Below are 25,189 nucleotides of genomic sequence, written 5' to 3' on the forward strand. Positions count from 1 at the left end.
CCCGGATGACGATATTTGTCACCCGTTGCCCGCTTTTCAAACGCATATCCGGCTGTCACATTCCCTGCAGGCAGCCCTTCCGCCAAGGTATTTCACCACAGGACAGAACCATGAAACTCAAAGCCCTTTCCCTGACGCTGGCCACCACCGCGCTGGTGGCGCTGGCCCTTCCTTCGCTGGCCGAGGACAAGGCCGGAACCAATGTCAGCGCCGAAGGCACCGGCAGCGCCGGCGCGACGGCGACCCTGTCGATGGCGCATGAGCTTTACGCGCTTGGCGTTGCCTCGGGCGATGCGCTGACCGTGCTGACGGCGGCCAAGCTGGCGGCGCAGTCGGAAGGCACCCCGCAAGAGCCGGCGGCCCTTGATCCCGCCGAATTCGAAGGCACCACGCTGGAAACCTTCCGCGCGCGGAAAGCGGCGCCGGCCGCCCCCGCGGCCCCCGCGCCGATGATGAACGAGGGCGAACCGCGCCCCGCCGGCAAGGCAACGCTGCTGACATCGGCCGGCGGGGATGAGGACGATGGCGCCGCCAAGGCCCCCGTCACCGCCGCCGAGATGTTCGCCAAGGCCAAGGAACTGGCCGGTGATGACGAGGGGCTGCTGGGCCTGATCGCGGATGCCGAGGCCGAAGGTTCGCGCGGGCGCATCGGCGGCGCGGTGACCTGGGGCTCGGCCCTGCCCAAGGGCCAGATCGACGTGTGGGAAGTGCCGTTCTATGGCAATTCCTATGCCGAGGTCGCGGTGGTGGGCGATGGCGACGCGAATCTGGACATGGTCGTCACCGACCAGAACGGCAACGTGATCTGCTATGATGTCAGTCCGTCGGACCAGGTTTATTGCGATTTCGTGCCCGCCTGGGACGGCTATTTCTACATCACGGTCGAAAACGCCGGCCGGGCGCGCAACAGCTATTACCTGATGACGAACTGAGCCCGCCCGGGCCAGCGCGGAACAGTCGAAAGGGCGCCGGGGGTTCCGGCGCCCTTTTCGTTGCGGCGGATCAGCCGGCGTCGGTCTGGCGCAGGGTCATCTGGGTCTGGATCACCATCGCGGCGGGCTTGCCGTCGCCGCGCAGGATGGTGGTCTGCCAGATCGTGGTCTTGCGGCCACGATGCAGGGGCACGGCGATGGCCGTCACCGTATCGCCCGGCAGGACGGGCCGGAAGAAGTTGGTCTTGCTTTCCAGCGTCGTCGTGCCTTCGCCCGGACCAAGATGGACGAAAGATCCGGTGCCGGCCAGATTGTCGGCCAGCGACATGATCGCCCCGCCATGCAGCACGCCGTTGCGGTTGATCAGCTCGGGGGTGACGGTCATCTGGCCCTCGATCCGGTCCGGCGTGGCATGGGTGATGCGCAGCCCAAGGTGGCGGGCATAAGGCGGCTGGTCCTGCGCCACGGGGTGGATCGTCGGCGCCGTGGCCGGGTCGTCTTGGGGGATCATCGCGCTGCCTTCCGCTGTTCGGACGGCCAAGGTGGCCAAAAGCGAACGGCCCTGCAAGGCGGAACCCGCCGGGCAGGGCCGTGGACGGCGCGACGCCAGCCGTCAGGGGTTGGCGGCAATCACCTCGTTCAGCCAGGGCACGAAGCGCGAGATGTTGGTATAGGCCGAGAACATCGCCGTTTCCTCGCACCCCTTGCCCGACGAGGCCGACAGGCCCCAGCTTACGATGCCGGCCTGGATATAGCTGCCGTCTTCCAGCGGCACGACCAGCGGACCGCCGCTGTCGCCGTTGCAACTGGTCTTGCCGCCTTCAAAGGTGCCCGAGCAGATCATGTTCTCGCTGATCGGCTTCGGGGCGCGCTGGACAAGCTGGTCCCACAGGGCATAGGCGTCGTCCTCGCGCACCGACAGCACCTGCACGGCATAGGAAAAGCCGGCCGCCGCCTCTTCGGCGCGGGCTTCCATCATGGCGGTGTTGCACATTTCGCGGTCCAGCATCTGGATCTGCGCCTCGCGCAGGTCGGCGGAGGGGCGGCCGCCGTTCTGAAGGCCCCAGCCGGTGACCACGGTGGTGACGCCCGGCTTGGCCAGAATGTCGCCGAAGGCCGCGTCCGGCACCTGCACGGTTCGGTAGGGCACGTTCGGCTTGCGCGACAGCTTGATGAGCGCGATGTCGTAATCGAAATCGGTCGAGGTATAGGACGGGTGGCGATAGATCGCCTCGACCGGGATGGTATCGCCCGAGCCGTCCAGCTTGTTGGTGCCGGCGACGATGCTGATTTCCTGGGGTTTCAGGTCAAACTCGACGCCCTGGTCATCCATCATGTGCACGCAATGGGCGGCGGTCAGCACCCATTCATCCATGACCAGAGAGCCGCCGCAGAACTGGCTGTCGGTGGACACCGGCATTCCGCCCACGGTCAGCGCCACCTGCCAGGGCCATTCGCCCTGATCGGCCAGCTCACCGCCGATGACCTTGCCACCCGCCGCCTCGGGTTCGGCGGCGTCGCGCCTGGCCTTGTCGCCCGAGGCGGCGAAGGCGAAGGGCGAACTGTCCTGCGCCTTGGTGCCGCCCTTGTGGAAGGGGGCGGCGTCCTGCGCCAGCGCGGCGCCCGCCGTGCCGGCGGCAAGCAGGGCCAGCAGAACGGGCTTGAGGGAAACGGCTTTCATGTCAACGCTCCATCGCAATCGGCGGGTCAGGGTGACCCGGGTTTCAGGCGCACAAGCTGACGGATCATTGTCAGCGCGGCGGGTTTGGTCGAGAAGCCGCGCATCGCGGTTTCCTCCGGGTCGGTCATGCGGCCTTCCAGCCAAAGCGCCATCGGGTCCGAGGCACTGGCAAAGTCGCGCGTCATGCCGGGGCTGGCAAGGCGGGTCAGGTCAACGCGCCGTCCGCTGCCCTCATCCATCGGCACGGCCAGAACCCAGATCTCCTCAAGCCCGGCGGTGGCGGTGGCTTCGATCTGCAGGCCGATCCGCGCGCTTTCGCCGGGGGCCAGCCGGTTGACGGTGTTCCGCTGCGGCCAGATCGGCTGCACCTCGAAATCGGCGGCCATGTACAGAACGCTGATGTCCTGCATCTTGCCCGAGGTGTTGGTGACGGTCAGCCAGAGCTGGTCACAGGGGGCCACGCCCTGTGCGGGGTCGGCAGGGGCAGCGGGGCCGGGGGGGCCGCAGGCATCATCCGTTACAGGGGCGGGGCGGCGTTCGATGCCCAGCGTCACCGGCGCCTTGCCAGTCAGGCTGCGGCCTGTGGCGCCGGCCAGCGTCTCGCGCAGGCGCAGGGCGTGGGCGGCCAGTTCCAGCGCGCGGTCCAGCGCCTGCGCAGCGGTTTCATCCGCCAGCCTTGTGACGCGCGGGGTTGATCCCGGACCCTCCGGGTCAAGCACGCCATCGCCGCGCGCCAGCGCCACCGTGCCATCAACCAGGATCGGCACAAGATCGGGCGCGCCGGTGCCGGGGGCGGGTAGGGCGGCTTCCCAGGTGGCATAATCCTGCCCGTCATCCGGGGCGGCCCGCACCGGCGCGGCCAGCGACAGGGGCGCGGCGGGGGGCGCGGCAATCACCTCGGCCCAGACGGCCCCGGCGGGCAGGTCGCCCGGCAGCGCGGTATCGCGCAAGCCGGCCTTGCCGGCGGTGACGGTGGCCAGCGGTTCGCCCCCGGCACCCGCCGCGTAAAGCGCCAGTTCGGCGCCTTCGGCCAGACCCTGCAACAGCCCGGCCTGAACCTTGCCATCCTTGACGGCAAAGCGCGCCTCGGCCGCGCCGGTGCCGAAGACCTGCGCGGTCAGAAGCGGGCCTTCGCCTTCGGGCACCTGCCGGGCGGGGCCCTGCACCATGGCATCGGCGGCGGCGGCCAGCACCTGCGCCCAGCTTGCCTGCGGCGCGGCGGCCAGAACCTGCGCCATCCGCAGGGTGAATTCGCCGTGCCATTCGTCGGTGCCCGGCAAGGGATATTCAAACGACCGTTCGTCCGACTGCGAGGAATAGAGGAAGACATAATCCCCCGTCAGTTCCAGCGGGGCGGTGGCGGGGGCCGAAGCCGCATCTTCGGGGATACCCAGCGTTTCGGGGGCCAGCACCCGCGCCACGCCCTGCCCGCCCACCGCGCGGAAGCCGGTGGCCGAATGGCAGGCGTCGATCAGCCCGACAAGCTGCACGCCCCGGCCCAGCATCCCTTGCGCCCATTCCTGCAATTCGTCGTCGATCAGCGCGTTTTCCACGCCGCCGACCGCGCCCTTCCACCCCGCCGCATCGGCGGGCAGCAGGATTTCGTCATATCCGCCGCCTTCATCGCCCGAGGCATCGGGCGCCTGCGCGCCATGGCCCGAGAAATAGAACAGCACCGTATCGCCGGGCTGCGCGGCGGCCGCGGTGGCCTGCATCGCGGCCAGAATACCGGCGCGGGTGGGGTCGCCCGTCGCCGCCCCTGCGGGCAGGCCGTCCCGGTCTGAGGTCAGGATCATCATGTGATCCGCCGCCACCCCGCGCGCGGCCAGCGTTTCGGCCATCAGCCGCACGTCATTGGCGGGGCCCTTCAGATCGGCGTCCAGCACCAGATAATCGGACACACCGACCAGAACCGCCCGCACCTCGGCCATGGCCGGGGCCGCCGCCAGCAGCGCGGCCGAAGACAGGGCATATGCAAGGGCGTGTTTCATGCGGACAAGATTAACGTTGGCCCGGCACCGCACAAGTCTGCTGCGCCGCACCAAGGCCGGATGACGGCATTTGTCACCCCGCGACGCCGCCTTCGCCCGGCGCGCGGGGAAAGGCGATTTCCACCGTCAGCCCCTGCCCCACGGCGGGCAGCGACAGCCGCGCGCCGTGGCGCAGCGCGATGGCCCGCACCAGCGCCAGCCCCAGCCCGTGCCCCTGGATGCCGCGCGCGCGGTCCCGCTCGGCCCGGGTGAAGCGGTCGAAGGCGGCGTCCTTCAGCCCGTCCGGCAGGCCGGGGCCGGTGTCGATCACCCGCAGAAGGGCGGGATCGCCCGCCGCAAGCTGAAGCTCCAGCCGGTCACCGGCGCTACAATACTTGATCGCATTGTCCAGAAGGTTGGCCAGCATCTGCGCCAGAAGGTTGCGGTCGCCCAGCACCTGCACGCCGGGGGCCACCTGCAGGCCGACCTGCAGGCCCTTGTCCTCGGCCAGCGGTTCGTACAGCTCCCATACCTCTTGCGCGACGGTGGACAGGTCCACCGGCACCAGCCCGCCGCCCTGGCCCTGGTCGGCCTCGGCCCGGCTGATGTCGAGCAGCGAATCGAACACCCGGATCGCCTGCCGCATCTCGGCGCGCAGGTCGGCGGCCAGATCATCCTGCCCTTCGACGCGCGACAGTTTCTGCAACATGCGGTTCAGCGGCGTGCGCATTTCATGCGCGATGGTATCTGACAGGCGGTGCGTGGCGCGGTTCAGGTTGGAAATCCGGTCCAGCATGGCATGGACATGGGTTTCCAGCAGGCCGAATTCATCGCCGCTGCGCGGGCCGGTCAGGCGGGCATCCAGATCGCCCGCCGCCACCCGGTCGGCCAGCGCGTTCAGCCGGCCGATGCGCCCCATCACCCAGCGGGCCGCCAGCCAGCCCACCCCGGCCCCGGCCAGAAGCAGGGCCGCCAGCAGCCCCAGCATCCCGCGTTGCAGCGCCGCCAGCGTGGCATCGACCGGGGCCAGGCTGCGGCCAACCAGCAGGGGAAAGCCGCCCGGAAGATCGCGCGCCACCACCAGCCAGCGTGCGCCGTCCAGCGCCACCTCTTGCGCGGGGTCGATGGTGAACCCCTGCCCCTGCGCCACCAGCCCTTCGGGCCAATCGGCCCGCGTGCCGGCCAGCACCTTGCCCTGCCGGTCAAGCAGCACCAGCATCTCGCCCCCCGGCGCGGCGGCGCGGTAGGCGATGGCTTCGCGCAGGGCGATGATGCGGCGCTGGTCATAAAGCGCGGCCAGACCGTCCAGATCGGCGGCCAGCAGCGTGCGCTGCGCCTGCATCAGCCGGGTTTCCACCAGCCGGTATTGCAGCCCCATGGCCAGCAGCGCCAGCAGCGCCACCGCCGCCGCCATGACCGCCGCCAGCCGCAGCGTGGCGCGGGCACGCAGGGGGGCTTCGCTCACCCTGCCGCCCCGAGGGGGGCGAAGATGTATCCTTCGCCGCGCGCGGTCTGGATGGCGGGGCTGCCCGCCTCTTCCAGCTTGCGGCGCAACCGGCCGACGTGAACGTCCACCACATTGGTGCCCGGATCGAAATGCAGATTCCAGACGTTTTCGAGAAGCTGCATCCGGGTGACGATCTGCCCGGCATTGCGGGCGAAATAGGTGATCAGCTCAAATTCCTTGGGGCTGACCGGCACATGGCTGCGCTTCACATGCACGGTGCGGGCCTTCATGCGGATTTCCAGATCGCCGAAAGCCAGCAGGTCATTGTCCAGCACCTGCATGGTGCCCCGGCGCAGCAGCGCCCGCAGCCGGGCGCGCAATTCGCTGGGCTCAAAGGGTTTCGGCAGATAGTCATCCGCCCCTTTCTCAAGCCCCTCGACCCGTTCGGCGGCGCGACCCAGCGCCGACAGCACCAGGATCAGCGCGCGGCTGCCGGCGGTGCGGATGCGCGCCATCGCCGCCACCCCGTCGCCGCCCGGCAGCATCCGGTCCAGCACGATCACGCGGTAATCGCCCGCGCCCGCCTCGGCGATGCCGTCGTCCAGCGTGGCGCGGTGATGCGCCTCGCAGCCCAGTTCTGCCACCACCTCGGCCACGGCGGCGGCGGTTTCGGCATCGTCTTCGATGATCAGGATACGGTCCTGCATGGGTTTTCCTGCCCGGTTTGCGGCGAAAGGATCAGAACACCACCACGTCCGGGTCAAGCACATTCGCACCGCCCACCGGACGAAGACCGCCATCCTTGCCCCAGGGATCAAGGTAAAGGTGGCGCGTCGCGCCGCCCGGGGCGGCCACCCGCAGCAGCACCGGGCCGGTGATTTCCAGCGCGTTCAGGGCCGCAAGGTCCATGTCCTGCCCGTTGACGGCAAGGATGCGGTCGCCCCGGGCCAGCCCGGCAAAGAGCGCGGGCGAATTGTCGGTGACAGCCTTGACCACCGCGTCTTCGTCCAGAACCACGCCCAGCGCCGACAGGCGGTAGCTTTTCACCGTTTCGGGGTTGGCGGGCAGCGAAGACAGGTCGCGCGTCTTGATCGCCAGCGCCGGCGCCTCGGTCTGGGGCGGGGCAAAGGCCAGCGGCAGGGTGACGGTTTCGGCACCACGCCGCACCGTCAGCGCGGCTTCGCCCTTTTCCACGGCGGCCTCGATCAGGAAGGCGAAGGTGCCGGGTTCGGCCAGCGCCGTGCCATTGACCGCAAGGATGATGTCGCCCGCCGCCAGCCCCGCCGCCGCGGCCAGACCGCCGCTTTCGGTGCCATCCACCAGCAGGCCCGCCGCATCCACGCCCAGCGCCTCGGCCACCTGCCGGTCCACCGGGCGGGCGGTCAGGCCCAGCTTCGGCAGCGGCAGCAGCGTCTCGTCGATCAGGCCGGTCACGATCCGGTCCAGATCAGGCGCGGCAATGGCATAAGCGATGCCGACGAACATCCGGCTGCCATCGGCGATCTGGCTGTTCATGCCGACCAGCCGCCCCGAGGCATCGACCAGCGGCCCACCCGAGGAGCCGGGGTTCACCGCCGCGTCATGCTGCAGCATCTTGAGCGGCACCTGCACCTCGACCTGCCGCGCGGTGGCAGAGATCAGCCCTTCGGTCAGGGTGAATTCAAGGCCCAGCGGCGCGCCAAGGGCAAAGACCTCAAGCCCCAGCGCGGCCGGATCGGGGGCGGCCACCAGACCCGCCCGCCCCGGCGCGACCGCGATCACCGCCACGTCGCGCACCGGATCAAGGCCGATCACCGTGCCCACCTCTTCGGCGCCGTGGCGGTTCACCAGACGCACCTCGGTGGCCGTGCCCACGACATGGGCATTGGTCACCGCCACCTGCGCGGCATCGCCCCACAGGAAGGCTGACCCCAGGAACCTGTCCTCGGCATCGTTCGAGCGCACGACCAGAACCGCATCCATCGCGGTTTCCAGCGGCGTGGCCGCCCCGGCAGGGCGCACCGTCGGCAGGGCCGCCAGCAGCACGGCCAGCGCAAACAGCAGCGCCAGCGCGCCTTGTGACAGGCGTTTGCGGACCGCGCCCCAAACCACATTCTGCAAAATCATGATGTCCAATCCCTGGATTTCTTGCCTTGGGCCGGACCCTAGGCCCAGGCCATGGGGCAGGTCACATGACAAATCCGGTCATGGAAATTTTCCAAGTTTACAGGCGGATGCGTCGGCCCCATCCTGCCGCCACCCCCAAAGGGAAAGGCCCCGTTCCGATGCCCCGCCGCCTGCTTTGCGCCGCCCTGATGATGATCGCCCTGCCCGCGCTGGCCGAAACCGTGCGGCCCCTGCGGCTGGCGGAACTGTCGGCCGATCTTTACGCCCGCGGCCTGGCCTCGGGCGATGCGGTGCTGATCCTGACCGCCGCCAGCCTGCGGAAATCGCTGGAGCTGCGCCCCGAGGGCGAACAGCCCCTGCCGCTGGACTGGCAGGCGATGCTGGCCGCCGCCGAACCGCTGGCGGCGGGCGATGCCGCGCTGCAGGGCCTGATCGCCGACATCCGGGCCGATGTGCCCAAGGGCGTGGCCGCGGGGCCGGTCTATCGCATCGCCGGCATCGCGCCGGGAACAGAGGCGCAGATCGAGGAACTGTCGTTCCGGGGCGGCGCCTATGCCGAGGTCTATGTCGAGGCCGCCTCGGGCGCCAACCTTGACCTGACGGTGCGCGATGGCGACGGCCGCCTGATCTGTGCCGATACCGATCCCGGCCCCATCGCCTATTGCGGCTGGACACCGGCCGCCGACGGCGTGTTTCTTTTGACGATTGCAAACCGCGGCCAATCTGCCACCGACTATGCTTTGATGACGAATTGAGGACGCCCCCATGTTTCGCAGCCTTTGCCTGACGACCGCCCTCGCCCTTGTGGCCCTGCCCGCCATGGCGCGCGAGAATTACGCCATCCTGATCGGCGCCAACCAGTACCAGAACCTTGACGAACGCTGGTGGCTGCGCGGCCCGAAGAACGACGTGGAACTGGTGGCCACCTACCTGACCACCGAGGCGCCGGTTCCCTTCCCCGCCGATCACGTCACCCTGCTGACCGACGGGGTCGAAGGCGTGCAGCCCGCCACGCTGGGCGCCATCCGCGACGCCTTTGCCAAGGTCACCGCCGAGGCGCAGCCGGGCGATTTCGTCTATCTGCATTTCTCGGGCCACGGCACCCAGGCCCCGGCCACCCATGATGACACCGAACTGGACGGGCTGGACGAGCTGTTCCTGCCCGTGGACATCGGCCCCTGGAGCGACAGCGTGGGCGCGGTGGAAAATGCGCTGGTCGATGACGAGATCGGCCGGCTGATCGACGGCATCCGCGCCAAGGGCGCCGATGTCTGGGTGGTGTTCGACAGTTGCCATTCCGGCACCGCCACCCGCGCCGTCGAGGCCGATGACGAAGTGCGGACCCGCCAGCTTGACCCGTCGGTGCTGGGGCTGGACCCGGCGGCGATGGAAGACGTGGCCAGCCGGGGCATCGGCGAGGAAGACCCCCGCGCCGCCGCCGTTTCCGATGTGGCCGACGCCGCCCCGGCGGGCGAGGGCATGGGCAACTTCGTGGCCTTCTATGCCGCGCAGACCAACGAGGTGACGCCCGAGAAGAACCTTCCCAAGGGCAAGCCCGACCGCAAGCCGCATGGCGTGTTCACCTACACCCTGTTCGAGACGCTGGCCGAATACCCCTCGGCCACCTATGGCCAGATCGCGCAGGAGGTGCTGCGCAAGTATTCGGTCAAGAACCTGGCCAAGACGACGCCGCTGTTCGAGGGCGATCTGGACGCCGTGGCCTTTTCCGGCGCGGAAGGCGGGCGCGTCGCGCAATGGCCGGCCACGGTCGAAGGCGGCAGCTTCAGCCTGCCGGCGGGCGAATTGCATGGCCTGTCGCAAGGGGCGGTGCTGGCGGTGATGGCCACCGCCGCCGACCCGACCGAGGCGGCGCTGGGCTATGTCGAGGTGACCGGCATCGACACCTTCACCGCCACCGCGACGGCGGTGGAAAAGGACGGCAAGGCACTGCCGGCCGAATTGCCCAAGGGCCTCTACCTGCGCAAGCTGGACGATGCGCTGGATTTCACCCTGACCGTGGCCCTGCCCGAACCCGGCACCGCGCCGGCCGATGCGCTGCTGGCCGCGCTGGACACCCTGACCGCCGAAGCCGGGCCGCGGCTGAACTTCGTGGCCGCCGGGGCCGAGGCCGACCTGCGGCTGGCGGTGATTCCCGACAGCCCCCGCCCCGATGCAATCTGGGTGCTGCCCGCGACCGGGCTGGCGGACGACCTGTCCACCACGCCTTCGGTGGGCACGGCGGGCAAGGACGGTGCCACGCTGGCGGTGACGCTGACCGACACGCTGGCGCATATGTCCAAGGCGCTGAACCTGATGAAACTGGGCGGCGCGGTCGGCGGCGGCGACATGCAGGTCGAGGTCGAGATGCTGACGCGCAATGTCGACACCCCGGCGCTGACGCCGCTGCCGGTGTCGCCGGTGCCGGTGCTTCTGTCGAACGACGAGGTGCATGTTCTGGCGAAGAACCACATGGACGTGCCGGTTGACGTGAATGTGCTGTACATCGGCGCGGATTATTCGATCAGCCATTGGGCGGCCGAACGGTTGCAGCCCGGCGACGAGCTGAAGAAGGGCCTGTTCGCCATCGGCGGCGAGGTGATGGGACAGGAACGGATGATCGTGATCGTCACCCCGGCCAAGCCGCAAAGCCCGGTCGAGAACCTCAGCTATCTGGCGCAGGACGCGCTGGAAACCACCCGCAGCCTGGGCGGATCGGCCTTCAACGATGCGCTGACCGAGGCGGGCTTCGGGGAAACCACCCGCGGCGCGGTGGCGCTGTCAGCCCCCGAGGAAGACACCGGCCCCGCGCCGATGATCCTGCAGATGGAACTGCGGACAAAGGCGGCGAACTGAGACCTGACCAAAGCAGAGCCGGGCTTTGCCCCTTCAACTTGGTCCAAATACCCCGGGGGTGCGGGGGCAGCGCCCCCGCCCTTCGGTGCGGCTCAGGCCAGCACTTCGGCCAGCCGCACGACGCGGCGTTCGGCAACCGATTTCAGCGCCGCTTCGGCCAGCGCCAGCGCGATCAGCCCGTCTTCGCCCGACGGCTCGGCCTTGCCGGTGCCGGCCATGGCCGCGATGAAGGTGGCAATCTCGGCGGCATAGGCCTCGGTATAGCGGGTCATGAAGAAATCATGCAGCGGCGGGCGGGTGTAGCCCTGCGCGCCCGCCACCTCGATCGACACCGGGCGCTGGTTCTCGGCCGAGACCATGCCGGCGGAGCCATGCACCTCGATGCGCTGGTCATAGCCATAGGTGGCCCGGCGCGAGTTCGAGATCACCGCCTGCCGGCCCGAGGCCGTGCGCAGCAGAACCTGCACGGAATCGAAATCGCCCGCGGTGCCGATGGCCGGATCGACCAGCACGGCTGCGGTGGCGACGACATCCTCGATCTCCTCGCCCAGCAGGAAGCGGGCCATGTCGAAATCATGGATCGTCATGTCGCGGAAGATGCCGCCCGACCGGCCGATGTATTCCACCGGCGGGGCGCCGGGGTCGCGGCTGGTGATCACGGCCATCTCGACCTTGCCGATGCTGCCCTTGTCGATCTCGGCCCGGACGGCGCGGAAATGCGGGTCGAAGCGGCGGTTGAAGCCCACCATCAGCGTGCCCTTGTGGGCGCGGACCACGGAAAGGCAGGCCTTCACCCGGTCAAGCGACAGGTCGATGGGCTTTTCGCAGAACACCGCCTTGCCGGCCTTGACGAACAGTTCGATCAGGTCGGCGTGGGTGTCGGTCGGGGTGCAGATCACCACCGCGTCAATGTCGCTGGCCGCGGCCATCGCCTCGATGCTGCGCAACTCGCAGCCATACTGATCGGCAATCGCCTGCGCCGCCGCGGGCATGGCATCGGCCACCGCCACCAGCCGGGCATTGGCATCGCCCGTCACCGCCTTTGCATGAACCTTGCCGATGCGCCCCGCGCCCAGCAGGCCGAACCTGATTGTCATGACTATCCCTCCTGCCGGTTGCGCAAAGCTGCGCGGCATTTTCCTCATTCCGCCTTGTTCCGGGGAAGCGACGCAAATGCAAGGCCCCTCAGCGTGGCGGAATCACCTTGCCGGGGTTCATCCGACCCTCGGGGTCAAGCGCAGCCTTGACCGCCCGCATCACATCCAGCGCGACCGGGTCCTTGCGGCGCCGCATCGACGGCAGTTTCGACAGGCCGATGCCGTGTTCGGCGCTGAAACTGCCGCCCAGACCGGCCACCACATCTTCCACCGTATCCATCACCGCATCCTTCAGCGTGGCATCGTCGCGGGTGGGATAGACCGAGAAATGCAGGTTGCCATCGCCCAGATGCGCCACGGTGATTTCGCGGAACCCCGGGTTCAGCGCCTGAAGCCGGGCCAGGGCATGGGTCAGGAAGGCATCAACACGGTCCACCGGCACGCAGACATCACATTCCACCACCGGCTCAAGCCCGACGCAGATCTGGGCCGCCGCCTCGCGCCGGGACCACATGACCGCGCGCTGGTCCTCGTTCCGGGCCAGAACGGCATCGTCGATCAGCCCTTCGTCCAGCATCCCGGCCAGCACGGTTTCCAGCGTGGCCACCAGCGGCACCTCGCCGGTGGCATCGGGGCGGCCTTCGGCGGCAACCGTGGTGGCCGCCTCGATCAGGATCGTCACCTCGGGGATATGGTCGAAGGGCAGGCCCAGATCGGGGCGCACCTCGCGCAACCGTTCGGAATAGCTGCGCGGCATGAATTCGAACGCCTCGACCCGCCCGCCCGTCGCTTCCTGCATCCGGTTCAGCAGATGCAGCGCCTTCGGCAGGCTGGCGGCAGAGACCATGGCCGTGGCATGGGCCAGCGGCAGGGGCACCAGCTTCATCACTGCCGCGGTGATGATGCCCAGCGTGCCCTCGGCCCCGATGAACATCTGCTTGAGGTCATAGCCGGAGTTGTCCTTGTGCAGCTCGCTCATCAGGTTCAGCACCCGGCCGTCGGCCAGCACCACCTCAAGCCCCAGGCACAGGCCACGGGTGCTGCCATAGCGCAGCACGTTCGACCCACCGGCATTGGTGGACAGGGCGCCCCCCAGCATGGCCGATCCGCGGGCACCGAACCACAGCGGGAAGTATAGCCCCTTCTCCTCGGCCGCCTCGTGCAGGCGCTGCAGGATCACGCCCGCTTCGGCCACCACCAGCCGCGCGTCGGGGCGCAGGTCGCGGATGCGGTTCATCCGCTCAAGGCTGACCATCAGCCCGCCTTCGGTCATGGTGCCGCCGACCAGCCCGGTATTGCCGCAGATGGGCACCACCGGCACGCCCTGCGCGGCGGCCACCCGGACGCAGGCCGCCACTTCGGCGGTGCTGCCGGGGCGCACCACGGCCAGCGGGCGGCCGTGGTAGTGGCGCATCCAGTCCACCCCATAGGGCGCGGCCTCGGCCCCGGTCAGCACATTCGCGGCGCCCACGGCGGCGGCAAGATCGTCAACAAGGGTCATGGCGGGTGGTCCGTCTGCTGTCGGGTCAGGCCGGGTGCCCGGCGCGTGGCCAGACTAGCCAAGCCCCGCCCCCCGGGCCAGAGCCCTTGACAGACCCGGCGCCGGCTTAATACTTAGCGTTATTGCTAAGTGAAAGGTCGCCCGGATGTTCCGCTCCCTGTTTCTTGCCGCCACGCTTGCGCTGGCCCCGCTGCCCGCCCTTGAGCAAGAGGATCTGGGCACCCCGCCCGCCGGCACCTACAAGCTGGACCTGTCGCACGGCCGGCTGATCTTCAAGGTCAGCCATCTGGGCTTTTCCACCTATATCGGCCTGTTCACCCGGTTCGACGCCACCCTGACCTTCGACCCGGAGGCGCCGGAAACCATGTCTGTCACCGCGACGGTGGACCCGAAATCGCTGGAAACCCACTTCCCCGACCCGGCCTATGATTTCAACGCCCAACTGACCGGGCCCGAGTTTCTGGATGCCGGGCAGTTCCCCGAGATCACCTTCACCTCGACCGCGGTCAGGCTGACAGGCGAAACCACCGCCGAGGTGACCGGCGACCTGACGCTGCATGGCGTGACCAAGCCCGTGACGATGACCGTCACCTACAACGGCGGCTGGGCGCATATGCCAATGGACCCGGGCGGCGCGCGGGCGGGCTTTTCTGCCAGGGGTGCGCTGAACCGTTCGGATTTCGGCATTTCCTTCGGCCTGCCGGCGCCGGGCACCACCATGGGCGTGGGCGACCGGGTCGAGTTCGAGATCGAGACCGAATTCTCGAACCCCGACGCACCGAAGCCCGATACGCCAAAGCCCGAGGCGCCAAAGCCCTGAGCCGGGTCAGCCCTGAACCCTGCCGATCAGCTCCTGCACCTTCGGCCCCAGCGCCTTGACGATTTCCGCCACGCCCTTGGCGTTGGGGTGAATCCCGTCCGCCTGCATCCAGGCTGACAGGCTGGCCGGATCGGCGGGGTCGGCCCCGGCGGCGGCCAGACCGGCGAAGAAATCTTCCATCAGCAGCGCGCCATGGGCGGCGGCCAGATCGGGATAGACCGCGTCGAATTCGGCCTTGTAGTCCGGCCCCCAGTTGCCCGGCGCCTTCATCGCCACCAGAAGCACCGGCAGGCCGCGCTGGTCGGCGGCGGTCAGGATGGCGTCAAGGTTCGCCCGCACCTCGGCCGGGGGCAGGCCGCGCAGCATGTCATTGCCGCCCAGCGTCACGATCAGCGCATCCGTCTCGGGCGTCAGCGCCCAGTCAAGCCGGGCGCGCCCGCCCGCCGTGGTGTCGCCCGACACGCCGGCGTTGACCAGCACCGCATCGGCCCCCTGCGCGGCAAGCCAGCCCTGCAACTGCGGCACCAGCCCCTCGCCTTCGGGCAGGCCGTAGCCTGCGGTCAGGCTGTCGCCCAGGGCCACCACCGTTACGGGTTCGGCCGCGGCGGGCAGGCCGGCCAGCAGGATCAACGCAATCGTGACATTGCGCATCCGCCGCAATGCGCCATATCCGAACTGAACCGACCGTTTCAGGATAGCTTGCATGACCGACCCCGTTCTTTCCCTTGCCGACGCGCGGCTGACCCTGCCCGGAAATGCCGGCCCCGTCGAGATCCTGCGCGGGATCACGCTGTCGGTGCAGAAGGGGGAAACGGTGGGTCTGGTGGGGCCTTCGGGATCGGGCAAGTCGTCTCTCCTCATGCTCATGGGCGGGCTTGAGCGCGCCACCGGCGGGCAGGTCCGCGCCCTGGGGCAGGATCTGACCGCGCTGGACGAAGACGCGCTGGCGCGGTTCCGCCGTCAGAACATGGGGGTCGTGTTCCAGTCTTTCCACCTGATCCCCACGATGACCGCGCTGGAAAACGTGGCGATCCCGCTGGAACTGGCCGGGGCCAAGGATGCCTTCGCCCGCGCCGAGGTGGAACTGGCCAGCGTGGGCCTGGGCCACCGGATGGACCATTATCCCAGCCAGCTTTCGGGCGGCGAACAGCAGCGCGTGGCGCTGGCCCGCGCCGCCGTGCCGCGCCCGGCGCTGCTGCTGGCCGATGAACCCACCGGCAACCTTGACGGCGTGAACGGGCAGGCGATCATGGACCTGCTGTTCGGCCTGCGCGACCGGCACGGCGCCACCCTTGTGCTGGTGACGCATGATGCCGACCTTGCCCGCCGCTGCGACCGGGTGATCCGTCTGGCCGATGGCCGCCTGATCGACGACCGCGTGAAGGCCGCCGCCGAATGAGCCTGGCCCTGACCATCGCGCGCCGCGAATTGCGCGGCGGATTGCGCGGCTTCCGCATCTTCCTGGCCTGCCTTGCACTGGGCGTGGCGGCGATTGCCGCCGTGGGCACCCTGCGCAGCGGCATCCAGTCGGGTCTGGCCGATCAGGGCGCCGTGCTGCTGGGCGGCGATGCAGAGATGCGCTTCACCTACCGCGCCGCCACACCCGAGGAACGCGCCTTTCTGGACCGCGAAGCCACCGCCAGTTCCGAAGTCTACGACTTCCGCTCGATGGTGCTGACCGAAGGCGATCAGGCGCTGACGCAGGTCAAGGCCGTGGATGCGGCCTATCCGCTGTATGGTCAGGTGCCGCTTGATCCCGCCATGCCGCTGGCCGAGGCGCTGGCGGATCGCGACGGCATCCCCGGTGCGGTGATGGACCCGGTGCTGATCGACCGGCTGTCGCTGACGCCGGGCGATACGTTCCGCCTTGGCACCGCCACCTTCCGCCTGTCGGCCGCCCTGCTGCGCGAACCCGACAGCGCGTCGGCCGGGTTTACCCTTGGGCCCCGCACCATCGTGCGGACCGAAGCGCTGGCCACATCGGGCCTGCTGGCCCCCGGATCGCTGTATGAAACGCGCTATCGGATGCGCCTGCCCGCCGATGCCGATCTGGCCGCGCTGAAGCGCAAGTCCGACCGCGCCTTTCGCGATGACGGGATGCGCTGGACCGACAGCCGCAACGCCGCCCCCGGCATCGAACGCTTTGTCACCAGCCTTGGCAGCTTTCTGGTGCTGGTCGGGCTGGCCGGGCTGGCGGTGGGGGGCGTCGGCATCTCGGCCGCCGTGCGCGCCTATCTGGACGGCAAGACCGCCACCATCGCCACGCTCAAGACGCTTGGCGCGCCGGGCGGGCTGATCTTCCGCACCTATCTGATCCAGATCGGCGCGCTGACGGTGCTGGGCATCGCGCTTGGCCTTGTGCTGGGAGCGGGGCTGCCCCTGATGGCCGCGCCGCTGATCGAAGCCTCGCTGCCCTTCCCCGCCCGCATCACCGTTTCGCCTGCGGCCCTGGCCGAAGCGGCGTTCTACGGGCTGCTGACCGCGCTGATCTTCACCCTGATCCCGCTGGCGCGGACCGAGCGTATCCGCGCCGCCGCCCTGTATCGCGGCGGTGCCGGCACCCGGGGCTGGCCGCGTGCGCGCTGGATGGTGGCGCTGGCGGTCATGGCTGCCGGTCTGATCGGGGCGGCAAGCTGGATTTCGGGTATGCCCGAACTGACGCTGGGCGCGGCGGGGGGCGTTCTGGCCGCGCTGGCCGTGCTGGCGCTGGCGGCCTGGGGCCTGCGATGGGCCGCGCGCCGGCTGGCGCGGTCGCCCATGGCCCGCGGGCGGGTTGCCTTCCGCGCCGCACTGGCGGCCATCGGCGCGCCCCGGTCAGACGCGCTGCCGGTGATCCTGTCGCTGGGGCTTGGGCTTTCGGTGCTGGCCGCGGTCGGCCAGATCGACTGGAACCTGCGCACCGCGATTGACCGCGACCTGCCCACCCGCGCCCCGGCCTTCTTCTTCGTCGACATCCAGCCCGACCAGATTGATCCGTTCCTGGCGCTGATGCAGGCCAACCCCGCGGTGTCGAAAACCGAAAGCGCGCCCATGCTGCGCGGCGTCATCACCCGCATCAACGACCGCCCCGCCCGCGAGGTGGCCGGCGATCACTGGGTGGTGCGCGGCGATCGCGGCATCACCTATGCCGCCGCCCCCGCCGAAGGCACCAAGATCACCGCCGGCACCTTCTGGCCGGCCGATTACACCGGCACCCCGCAGGTGAGCTTTGCCGCGAAAGAGGCGGCCGAGATCGGGCTGAAGCTGGGCGATACCGTCACGGTCAACATCCTGGGCCGCGACATCACCGCCACCGTCACCTCGTTCCGCGAGGTGGATTTCTCCAGCGCCGGCATGGGCTTTGTCATGGCGCTGAACCCCGCCGCCGTGGCGGGCGCCCCCCATACCCACATTGCCACCGTCTATGCCCCGCCCGCCGCCGAAGGCGCCATCCTGCGAGAGGTGACGCGGACCTGGCCCAATGTCACCGCCATTCGCATCCGCGAAGCCATTGACCGCGTGTCCGAGGCGCTGTCGGCCATTGCCACGGCCACCGCCTGGGCGGCGGCGGCGACGCTGGTCACCGGCTTTGTGGTGCTGATCGGGGCGGCGGCAGCGGGGGAACGGGCGCGGTCCTACGAATCCGCCATCCTGAAAACGCTTGGCGCATCCCGGCGGCAGATCCTGACCAGCTTTGCCCTGCGCTCAGCCCTGCTGGGGGCGGCGGCGGGGGCCGTAGCCGTGGTGGCGGGGGGCGTCGCCGGCTGGGCGGTGATGACCTTCGTGATGGAGGTAGATTACCAGTTCGAGCCGGTCTCGGCGCTGGCCATCGTGGCGGGCGGCATCCTGGCCACGCTGATCTCGGGTCTGGCCTTTGCCGCACGGCCTTTGGCGGTGCGCCCGGCGCAGATCCTGCGCGCGCAGGATTAGGCCAGCCGGGCCAGCGTCAGCGACACCGCCCGCAGCTCGCGGCTGCGGGGGCGCAGCCGCAACAGCCCGCGCGCCAGCCAGCCCAGCGGCGCCAGTTGCCGCGCCAGCCGCTGCACCCGGCCCATCGCCCCTTCGGGCGCGTTGGCGGCATAGGCCGCCAGCGCCGCATCGCACCAGCGCGGATCTTCGGCCCATTGGGTGAAGCAGCTTTGCACGAACATCACCACATCGGCCGCCTGCCAGAACCCGCCGCGCCGGCCCAGCGAAAACCGCTCAAGATCAATGAACCGCGCCGCCTGCCCGTCCCAGCAGATGTCGCGCGCGGCGGGGCGGCCGTGCACCAGCCCCGCCCAATGCAGTTGCGCCAGCGCCTTGCCTGCCGCGGCAAAGGCGGCCAGACGATCCGCCTCGGGGCGCGTGGCATCGCCGGCAACCATGACCAGCGTCGGCCCCACATCGGGCATCACCAGATAATCCGGCCCTTCCATCGCGATCGGCGCCACCGGAAGGCCGCGGTCGGCCAGCGCGTGCAGCCCGGCCCGTTCGGCGGCAAAGGCCTTTTCGGGATTGCCCTTCTGCACCCGCAGCCGCAGCGACAACTGCTCGACCTGCTTCATCCAGAACCGGCGGCCATCGGCCAGCACCAGCGACCGCACCCGCTGGCGTTCGCCGGCCTGTGCCTTGCGCACGGCTTCAACCAGATCGGGGCGGACGGCAGGATGACTGTTCACGGGGCACCTCATGACTGCGCCCAGTTTAACCGTGCGGTTCGGGCTTTGTAAGGCCCGCGCCCCTAGCGCCCGACGAGAAAGCCCTTGGGTGCGCGCGCCAGCAGGTCTTCGGCCAGCGCGGTTCCGATCCCGGCCGCCTGTGCCGCAGGGCCCCGGCGTTCGCCCGAGATCGACTCGCTGCCATCGGGGCGCAGGATTTCGCCGCGCAGCCAAAGCTGGTCGCCCTCCAGCACCGCCAGACCGGCAATCGGCGTTTCGCACGATCCGTCCAGCCGCAGCAGATAGGCCCGCTCGGCCGCCAGCCGGATGCCGGTGTCGCGGTCGTGGATCGCATCCAGCATCGCCTTGACGCGCGGATCATCGGTCCGCCGTTCCACGCCAATGGCGCCCTGCGCCACCGCCGGCAGCATCTCTTCCGGCTCGATGGCCGACCGGGCGACATTGGCCATGCCCAGCCGCTTCAGCCCGGCCATGGCCAGGAACGTCGCATCCGCCACGCCGTCTTCCAGCTTCTTCATCCGGGTCTGCACATTGCCCCGGAACTCGACAAGCTGCAGATCGGGCCGCCGCAACGCCAGTTGCGACCGCCGCCGCAGGCTGGATGACCCCACCTTTGCCCCCTGCGGCAAATCAGCCAGGCTGCCGTAGCGGGCGCTGACGAAAGCATCGCGCGTGTCTTCGCGTTTCAGATAGCAATCCAGCGTCAGGCCGTCGGGCTGGATCGTCGGCATGTCCTTCATCGAATGGACCGCGATGTCGATGCTGCCGTCCAGCAGCGCCTCTTCGATTTCGCGGGTGAAAAGGCCCTTTCCCCCGATATCCTTAAGCGCCTTATCCAGAATCTGGTCGCCGGTGACCTTGATCACGCAGATCTCGAACGCCTCGATGGGCAGCGAGAACGCCTCCATCAGGCAGCGGCGCGTTTCATGCGCCTGCCAGAGGGCAAGCGGCGAACCACGGGTTCCGATCTTCAGGGGCTCTTGCGGGGTGGGCAGTTTCTCGATCATGGGGGCAAGCCTTACAACTGTCATCTTTGCCTGACAACTCTTGACAAGCCACGGTCGGAGTCGGAAGGCAAGGCGACAAAGGAGCCCTGCCATGACCGACAAGACCATCCTTCGTGCACTCCGCGGTGAGACCCTTCCCACGCCGCCGATCTGGATGATGCGGCAGGCCGGCCGCTACCTGCCGGAATACCGCGCCACGCGGGCGCAGGCGGGCGACTTCCTTTCGCTGTGCTACACGCCGGACCTTGCGGCCGAGGTGACGCTGCAACCGATCCGCCGCTACGGGTTCGACGCCGCGATCCTGTTCGCCGACATCCTGCTGCTGCCGCAGGCGCTGGGGCCGAAACTGTGGTTCGAAACCGGCGAAGGCCCGCGGATGGAAACCACCACGACCATGGATCAGGTCAAGGCGCTGAAGCCGACCGACGCGATCCATGACACGCTGGCGCCGGTCTATGAAACGGTCCGCATCCTGGCCCGCGAACTGCCGCGCGAAACCACGCTGATCGGCTTTGCCGGGTCGCCCTGGACGGTGGCCACCTACATGATCGCCGGCCGCGGGTCCAAGGACCAGGCCGCCGCGCACCGCCTGAAGGACACCGACCGCGCCACCTTCCAGGCGATCATCGACCGCGTGACCGAGGCGACGATTGACTACCTTTCCGCCCAGGTTCAGGCCGGGGCCGAGGTCGTCAAGCTGTTCGATAGCTGGGCCGGGTCGCTGAAAGGACAGGATTTCAAGGACTTCGCCGTGAAGCCCACGAAAGAGATCATCTCGGCGCTGAAGGCCCGCCACCCCGGCCTGCCGATCATTGCCTTCCCGCGCGAGGCGGGCGAAGGCTATATCGGCTTTGCCAAGGCGACCGGCGCAGACTGCGTGGCGCTGGACAATTCCATCACCCCGGAATGGGCGGCCGAGAACGTGCAGGTCAGCGGCTGCGTGCAGGGCAACCTTGCGCCAGAGCATATGGTGACCGGCGGCGATGCGCTGGTGCGCGAAACGCTGCGGGTGGTCAACGCCTTCCGCAAGGGGCCGCATATCTTCAACCTGGGCCACGGCATCACGCCCGAGGCGGACCCGGAAAACGTCAAGCTGATGATTGATACGGTGCGGGGCGCTTGACGCCCCCGCCCCCGGCTGCGTAACGAGACGCGGCACGGTTTCCGCTTCCGGAAACCCCTGAACGCCGGAGCGCCCCGTCATGCTGCCTCTCTGGGTCTGGGCCTGTCTGGCCGGTGCCCTGGCCCAGACCGGCCGCAACGCCACGCAGGCCGGGCTGACGGCCCGGCTGGGCACCCTGGGCGCGACCAATGTCCGCTTCCTGTATGGCCTGCCCTTCGCCTGCGTCTTTCTGACGCTTGCCCTGTGGCAGACCGGCGAACCCCTGCCCGCCCTGACACCTCGCGCCATCGGTTTCACCGCGCTGGGGGCGCTGATGCAGATCGCGGGCACCGCCCTGATGTTGCAGGTGATGCGCAGTCAGGCCTTCGGGGTGACCACGGCCTGGCTCAAGGTTGAGCCGGTTCTGGTGGCCGTGGTGGGCTGGGCGGTGCTGGGCGACCCGCTGACCGCCCCGATGCTGGCCGCCATTGCGGTGGCGGTGCTGGGCGTGCTGATCCTGACGCTGAAACCCGGCCTTGGCCGCGCCATGTTCGCCGAGGCCCGGCCCTCGGCGATGGGGCTGCTGTCAGGCTTTGCCTTCGGGCTGTCCGCCATCGGCTTCCGGGGCGGCATCATTTCCCTGCCCGAAGGCGGCTTTCTGGTGCGCGCGCTGACGATTCTGGTGCTGTCGCTGACGATCCAGAGCCTTGTGCTGGCGGCCTGGCTGGCCTTGCGCGACCGGGCCGCGCTGACCGGATCGTTCAGCGTCTGGAAGCCGTCGCTGGCCGCGGGCCTGCTGGGGGCCGGCGCCTCGGCCTGCTGGTTCATCGCCTTCTCGCTGACCTCGGCCGCCAATGTGCGCACGCTGGCGCTGGTCGAGGTGGTGTTTGCGGTGGCGGTCTCGGTGCTGGTGTTCCGGCAAAAGACCACGGGGCGGCAACTGCTGGGAATGGCGGTGCTGCTGGCCGGTGTGGCGCTGCTGGCGAGGGTCAGCGGATAGGCATGGGCATGGTCCCCCATCCTGTGCGGGCACGCTGTCACGGGGCGGCGAAAGCCGCCCTTGTGCCGCTGCTGCTGGGCGCCCTGCCCGCCGCCGCCGACACCTGGCCTGAACGGAAATGTGCGATCTTTGCCGAAGCCTGGGCCAGCGCCGCGCCGGACACAGGACCGGCCGCCCCCAGCCCCGGCTTCCGCGCGCCCGTCGAGGCCTTTCTGGCGCGCGCCTGCGCCGACCCGCGCGACGCCTGCCCGACAACCGCCGCCGATCTTGCCCTGGCCGACATGCTGGCGCTGATCGTGGTGCAGGAAGGCATGTCCACCACCTTCCTGCCCTTCGCCTGCCCGCAAGGCGACACCGCGCCCTGAGTCCGGGTCCGGCGGTCTGGCTGCGCCTTGCTTCCGGCCTTCCGCGACGAAACAGGGCAACGCTGAAACGCAAGACGCCCCAGCGTTTCCGCCGGGGCGTCAGACTGCCACGGGTTGCCCCGCGGAATGGGTCAGCCGCGTTCCTCGATGATCTTCACGAGGTGGCTGATCGAGTTCACCATGCCGCGCACGGAAGGGGTGTCTTCCAGTTCACGGGTGCGGTTCATCTTGTTCAGGCCCAGGCCTTTCAGCGTGGCGGTCTGGACGGCCGGACGGCGGGCGGCAGAGGCCACCTGCTTGACGACGATGGTTTTCTTCGCGGTCATCTCAGGCCTCCACCGTCTCGGTTTCCGGCTTGCGCAGGATCTCGGCAACCTTCTTGCCACGACGCGCCGCCACCGAACGGGGCGAGGTTTCGTGCTTCAGGCCGTCGAAGGTGGCACGGATCATGTTGTAGGGGTTGGTCGAGCCGATGCACTTGGCAACGACATCCTGAATCCCCACCATTTCGAAGACGGCGCGCATCGGGCCGCCGGCGATGATGCCGGTGCCGGGAACGGCCGAACGCATCACGACCTTGCCGGCGCCATGGCGCCCTTCCATGTCGTGGTGCAGGGTGCGGCCGTCGCGCAGGGCGACGCGAACCATGCTGCGCTTGGCCTGCTCGGTGGCCTTGCGGATGGCCTCCGGCACTTCCTTGGCCTTGCCCTTGCCGAAGCCGACGCGACCACGCTGGTCACCCACGACAACGAGAGCCGCAAAGCCGAAGCGCTTGCCACCCTTGACGGTTTTCGAGACGCGGTTGATCGCGACCAGACGGTCGGCGAATTCCGGGGTTTCTTCCGGGCGGTTGTCGCGGCGGTCGTTGCCACGGCCTTCCCGGCGGTTTTCACGTTCTGCCATAAGGCATTCCTTGCATTGGGTGGCGCAGTCAGGCGCCGTTTGAGCCAATCCTGGTGCCCCCGATCTGGTCGGGGGCCCGGATCATCGGGGCGGCGCGCCGGTTGCCCGGGCGCCGCCCACCGGGATCAGAACTTCAGGCCGCCTTCGCGGGCAGCCTCGGCCAAAGCCTTGATCTTGCCGTGGAACAGGAAGCCGCCGCGGTCGAAGTAGCACTCTTCGACGCCCGCCTTCTTGGCCCGTTCGGCAATGGTCGCGCCGATCTTGGTCGCCGCTTCGATGTTGTTCTTGCCGACAACGCCAAGATCCTTCTCGAGCGTCGAGGCCGCCGCAACCGTCACGCCCTTCACATCGTCGATCAACTGGACCGAGATGTTCTTGGACGAGCGATGAACCGACAGGCGCAGACGGCCATGGGCCATCGCCTTCAGTTTGTTCCGCACGCGCAGGCGGCGCTTGAGGAACAGATCTCTTTTCGTGTTCGCCATTTTTGCGCCCCTTACTTCTTCTTGCCTTCCTTGCGGAAGATGTACTCATCCTTGTAGCGGATGCCCTTGCCCTTGTAGGGCTCGGGCTGACGCCATTCGCGGATGTTCGCGGCCACCTGGCCGACCAGTTGCTGGTCGATGCCTTCCACGACGATTTCGGTGGGCTTCGGGGTCGCGATCGTCACGCCCTTCGGCACATCGAAGTTCACTTCGTGGCTGTAGCCCAGCGACAGCTTGAGCACATTGCCGGCCACCGCGGCGCGGTAACCCACGCCCTGGATTTCCATTTCCTTCTTGAAGCCGGTGGAGACACCGACCACGAGGTTGTCAACCATCGAGCGGGTCATGCCCCACTGCTGGCGCGCGCGCTTGGACAGCCCGCGCGGGGTGACCTTGATCGCATCCCCTTCGATGGTGATGGTCACATCGTCGCCCGCGGTGAAGCTGCGGGTGCCTTTCGGCCCCTTCACTTCGATGGTTTGACCGCTGACCGAGGCGGAAACGCCTTTGACCAGCGTGACGGGTTTTCTGCCGATACGGGACATTCCACCCTCCTCAGAATACGGTGCAAAGCACTTCGCCGCCAACATTGGCCGCGCGTGCATTTGCATCCGACAGAACGCCCTTGGGCGTGGAGACGATCGCGACACCCAGCCCGTTACGGACCGAGGGAAGTTCGCTCACACCCATGTACACGCGACGGCCCGGCTTGGAGACCCGCTTCAGTTCGCGGATGACCGGCTCGCCTTCATAGTACTTCAGGCTGATGGTGAATTCGCCCTGGCCGTTCGAGGTGTCGGCCTTTTCGTAGCCACGGATGTAGCCTTCCGAGGCCAGCACGTCCAGGACACGGGCGCGCAGCGCGGAAGCGGGCGAAATCACGGTGGATTTGCCGCGCATCTGCGCGTTGCGGATGCGGGTCAGCATATCGCCGAGAGGATCGTTCATCGACATTCTCTGTCCTCCCTTACCAGCTCGACTTGACCATGCCCGGGATCTGGCCGAACGAGGCCAGTTCACGCAGCATGATACGGCTGAGCTTGAGCTTGCGATAATACGCATGCGGACGGCCCGTCAGCTGGCAGCGGTTGTGAATCCGCGTCGCCGACGAGTTGCGGGGCATTTGAGCCAGTTTCTGGGTCGCCTTGAAGCGATCCTCGATCGGCTTGGTCTGGTCGTAGATCACCGCCTTGAGCGCGGCCCGCTTGGCAGCGTGCTGCTTCACAAGCTTGGCGCGCTTCACTTCGCGGTTCACCATGGATTTCTTTGCCATATCTCGG

The 25,189-nt window shown here is 68.7% G+C and carries 26 protein-coding genes; 9 read left to right on the forward strand and 17 right to left on the reverse strand.

Features of this window, described 5'->3' with window-relative positions:
* The first annotated feature begins 110 nt into the window (after positions 1-110).
* Entirely contained in the window at positions 111-932 is an 822-nt protein-coding gene (locus C5F44_RS11020; RefSeq protein ID WP_107673581.1) for a hypothetical protein, read from the forward strand.
* A 70-nt stretch (positions 933-1,002) separates the two neighbouring features.
* Here the strand turns inward: C5F44_RS11020 and C5F44_RS11025 are convergent, their stop codons facing one another.
* The 6 genes from C5F44_RS11025 to C5F44_RS11050 all read right to left on the reverse strand — a co-directional run bounded on the left by C5F44_RS11025 (position 1,003) and on the right by C5F44_RS11050 (position 8,136).
* Positions 1,003-1,443 (reverse strand): PaaI family thioesterase, encoded by a 441-nt coding sequence (locus tag C5F44_RS11025; RefSeq protein ID WP_107673582.1) that lies wholly within the window; start codon positions 1,441-1,443, stop codon positions 1,003-1,005.
* 102 nt (positions 1,444-1,545) lie between these two features.
* Entirely contained in the window at positions 1,546-2,613 is a 1,068-nt protein-coding gene (locus tag C5F44_RS11030) for a serine protease (RefSeq protein WP_107673583.1), read from the reverse strand.
* A gap of 26 nt (positions 2,614-2,639) precedes the next feature.
* Positions 2,640-4,604, reverse strand: a complete 1,965-nt coding sequence (locus C5F44_RS11035) for a caspase family protein (RefSeq protein WP_107673584.1) — start codon at positions 4,602-4,604, stop codon at positions 2,640-2,642.
* A 73-nt stretch (positions 4,605-4,677) separates the two neighbouring features.
* On the reverse strand, positions 4,678-6,048 hold the full coding sequence (locus C5F44_RS11040; RefSeq protein ID WP_107673585.1) for a HAMP domain-containing sensor histidine kinase: 1,371 nt from the start codon (positions 6,046-6,048) through the stop codon (positions 4,678-4,680).
* Positions 6,045-6,737, reverse strand: coding sequence for a response regulator transcription factor (locus C5F44_RS11045; RefSeq protein ID WP_107673586.1), 693 nt, complete (start codon positions 6,735-6,737; stop codon positions 6,045-6,047). Before C5F44_RS11045 ends, C5F44_RS11040 begins: the two co-directional genes overlap by 4 nt.
* A gap of 31 nt (positions 6,738-6,768) precedes the next feature.
* Positions 6,769-8,136, reverse strand: coding sequence for a S1C family serine protease (locus tag C5F44_RS11050; protein WP_146161935.1), 1,368 nt, complete (start codon positions 8,134-8,136; stop codon positions 6,769-6,771).
* 158 nt (positions 8,137-8,294) lie between these two features.
* Between C5F44_RS11050 and C5F44_RS11055 the strand changes: the two genes are divergently transcribed.
* Together C5F44_RS11055 and C5F44_RS11060 are read left to right on the forward strand one after the other, a co-directional pair.
* Positions 8,295-8,891 (forward strand): hypothetical protein, encoded by a 597-nt coding sequence (locus tag C5F44_RS11055; RefSeq protein ID WP_107673588.1) that lies wholly within the window; start codon positions 8,295-8,297, stop codon positions 8,889-8,891.
* A gap of 10 nt (positions 8,892-8,901) precedes the next feature.
* On the forward strand, positions 8,902-10,989 hold the full coding sequence (locus C5F44_RS11060) for a caspase family protein (RefSeq protein WP_107673589.1): 2,088 nt from the start codon (positions 8,902-8,904) through the stop codon (positions 10,987-10,989).
* 92 nt (positions 10,990-11,081) lie between these two features.
* Here the strand turns inward: C5F44_RS11060 and iolG are convergent, their stop codons facing one another.
* The gene (gene iolG, locus C5F44_RS11065; RefSeq protein ID WP_107673590.1) at positions 11,082-12,086 is read right to left on the reverse strand and encodes an inositol 2-dehydrogenase; all 1,005 of its coding nucleotides are present in this window, start codon (positions 12,084-12,086) and stop codon (positions 11,082-11,084) included.
* A gap of 88 nt (positions 12,087-12,174) precedes the next feature.
* Positions 12,175-13,587: an FAD-binding oxidoreductase gene (locus C5F44_RS11070; protein ID WP_107673591.1), complete on the reverse strand. Its 1,413-nt coding sequence runs from the start codon at positions 13,585-13,587 to the stop codon at positions 12,175-12,177.
* Positions 13,588-13,732: 145 nt separating this feature from the next.
* Here C5F44_RS11070 and C5F44_RS11075 point away from each other — a divergent pair, with 145 nt between their 5' ends.
* Complete coding sequence (locus C5F44_RS11075) at positions 13,733-14,407, forward strand: YceI family protein (protein ID WP_107673592.1); 675 nt, start codon at positions 13,733-13,735, stop codon at positions 14,405-14,407.
* Positions 14,408-14,413: 6 nt separating this feature from the next.
* Here C5F44_RS11075 and C5F44_RS11080 read toward each other — a convergent pair whose 3' ends face one another.
* Positions 14,414-15,112, reverse strand: coding sequence for an arylesterase (locus C5F44_RS11080; protein WP_412917544.1), 699 nt, complete (start codon positions 15,110-15,112; stop codon positions 14,414-14,416).
* Between C5F44_RS11080 and C5F44_RS11085 the strand changes: the two genes are divergently transcribed.
* Both C5F44_RS11085 and C5F44_RS11090 read left to right on the forward strand, forming a co-directional pair.
* The gene (locus C5F44_RS11085) at positions 15,111-15,806 is read left to right on the forward strand and encodes an ABC transporter ATP-binding protein (RefSeq protein ID WP_107673594.1); all 696 of its coding nucleotides are present in this window, start codon (positions 15,111-15,113) and stop codon (positions 15,804-15,806) included. The genes C5F44_RS11080 and C5F44_RS11085 overlap by 2 nt on opposite strands.
* On the forward strand, positions 15,803-18,316 hold the full coding sequence (locus tag C5F44_RS11090) for an ABC transporter permease (RefSeq protein ID WP_107673595.1): 2,514 nt from the start codon (positions 15,803-15,805) through the stop codon (positions 18,314-18,316). Before C5F44_RS11085 ends, C5F44_RS11090 begins: the two co-directional genes overlap by 4 nt.
* Here the strand turns inward: C5F44_RS11090 and C5F44_RS11095 are convergent.
* Together C5F44_RS11095 and hemC are read right to left on the reverse strand one after the other, a co-directional pair.
* Entirely contained in the window at positions 18,313-19,047 is a 735-nt protein-coding gene (locus C5F44_RS11095; RefSeq protein ID WP_107673596.1) for a BUD32 family EKC/KEOPS complex subunit, read from the reverse strand. The genes C5F44_RS11090 and C5F44_RS11095 overlap by 4 nt on opposite strands.
* A gap of 62 nt (positions 19,048-19,109) precedes the next feature.
* Entirely contained in the window at positions 19,110-20,054 is a 945-nt protein-coding gene (gene hemC, locus C5F44_RS11100; protein ID WP_107673597.1) for a hydroxymethylbilane synthase, read from the reverse strand.
* Between the two features lie 91 nt (positions 20,055-20,145).
* Here hemC and hemE point away from each other — a divergent pair, with 91 nt between their 5' ends.
* The 3 genes from hemE (at position 20,146) to C5F44_RS11115 (ending at position 22,521) form a co-directional block, all read left to right on the forward strand.
* Positions 20,146-21,177, forward strand: coding sequence for a uroporphyrinogen decarboxylase (gene hemE, locus C5F44_RS11105; RefSeq protein WP_107673598.1), 1,032 nt, complete (start codon positions 20,146-20,148; stop codon positions 21,175-21,177).
* A gap of 79 nt (positions 21,178-21,256) precedes the next feature.
* Positions 21,257-22,156 carry a DMT family transporter gene (locus C5F44_RS11110; RefSeq protein WP_107673599.1) on the forward strand — a complete coding sequence of 300 codons (900 nt, stop codon included), beginning with the start codon at positions 21,257-21,259 and terminating at the stop codon, positions 22,154-22,156.
* Between the two features lie 8 nt (positions 22,157-22,164).
* Positions 22,165-22,521, forward strand: coding sequence for a hypothetical protein (locus C5F44_RS11115; RefSeq protein ID WP_146161936.1), 357 nt, complete (start codon positions 22,165-22,167; stop codon positions 22,519-22,521).
* A gap of 131 nt (positions 22,522-22,652) precedes the next feature.
* Here C5F44_RS11115 and rpmD read toward each other — a convergent pair whose 3' ends face one another.
* From rpmD to rpsN, 6 genes are all read right to left on the reverse strand, one after another.
* Positions 22,653-22,847 (reverse strand): 50S ribosomal protein L30, encoded by a 195-nt coding sequence (gene rpmD / locus C5F44_RS11120; RefSeq protein ID WP_107673601.1) that lies wholly within the window; start codon positions 22,845-22,847, stop codon positions 22,653-22,655.
* 1 nt (position 22,848) lies between these two features.
* On the reverse strand, positions 22,849-23,424 hold the full coding sequence (rpsE, locus tag C5F44_RS11125; RefSeq protein ID WP_107673602.1) for a 30S ribosomal protein S5: 576 nt from the start codon (positions 23,422-23,424) through the stop codon (positions 22,849-22,851).
* A gap of 125 nt (positions 23,425-23,549) precedes the next feature.
* On the reverse strand, positions 23,550-23,909 hold the full coding sequence (gene rplR, locus C5F44_RS11130; RefSeq protein ID WP_107673603.1) for a 50S ribosomal protein L18: 360 nt from the start codon (positions 23,907-23,909) through the stop codon (positions 23,550-23,552).
* Between the two features lie 11 nt (positions 23,910-23,920).
* Complete coding sequence (rplF, locus tag C5F44_RS11135; RefSeq protein ID WP_107673604.1) at positions 23,921-24,454, reverse strand: 50S ribosomal protein L6; 534 nt, start codon at positions 24,452-24,454, stop codon at positions 23,921-23,923.
* Between the two features lie 10 nt (positions 24,455-24,464).
* Positions 24,465-24,863, reverse strand: a complete 399-nt coding sequence (gene rpsH / locus C5F44_RS11140) for a 30S ribosomal protein S8 (protein ID WP_107673605.1) — start codon at positions 24,861-24,863, stop codon at positions 24,465-24,467.
* 13 nt (positions 24,864-24,876) lie between these two features.
* Entirely contained in the window at positions 24,877-25,182 is a 306-nt protein-coding gene (gene rpsN / locus C5F44_RS11145; protein ID WP_107673606.1) for a 30S ribosomal protein S14, read from the reverse strand.
* Positions 25,183-25,189: the final 7 nt, after the last annotated feature.

Source organism: Fuscovulum blasticum DSM 2131 (assembly GCF_003034965.1).
GTDB classification, from domain to species: Bacteria; Pseudomonadota; Alphaproteobacteria; order Rhodobacterales; family Rhodobacteraceae; genus Pseudogemmobacter; species Pseudogemmobacter blasticus.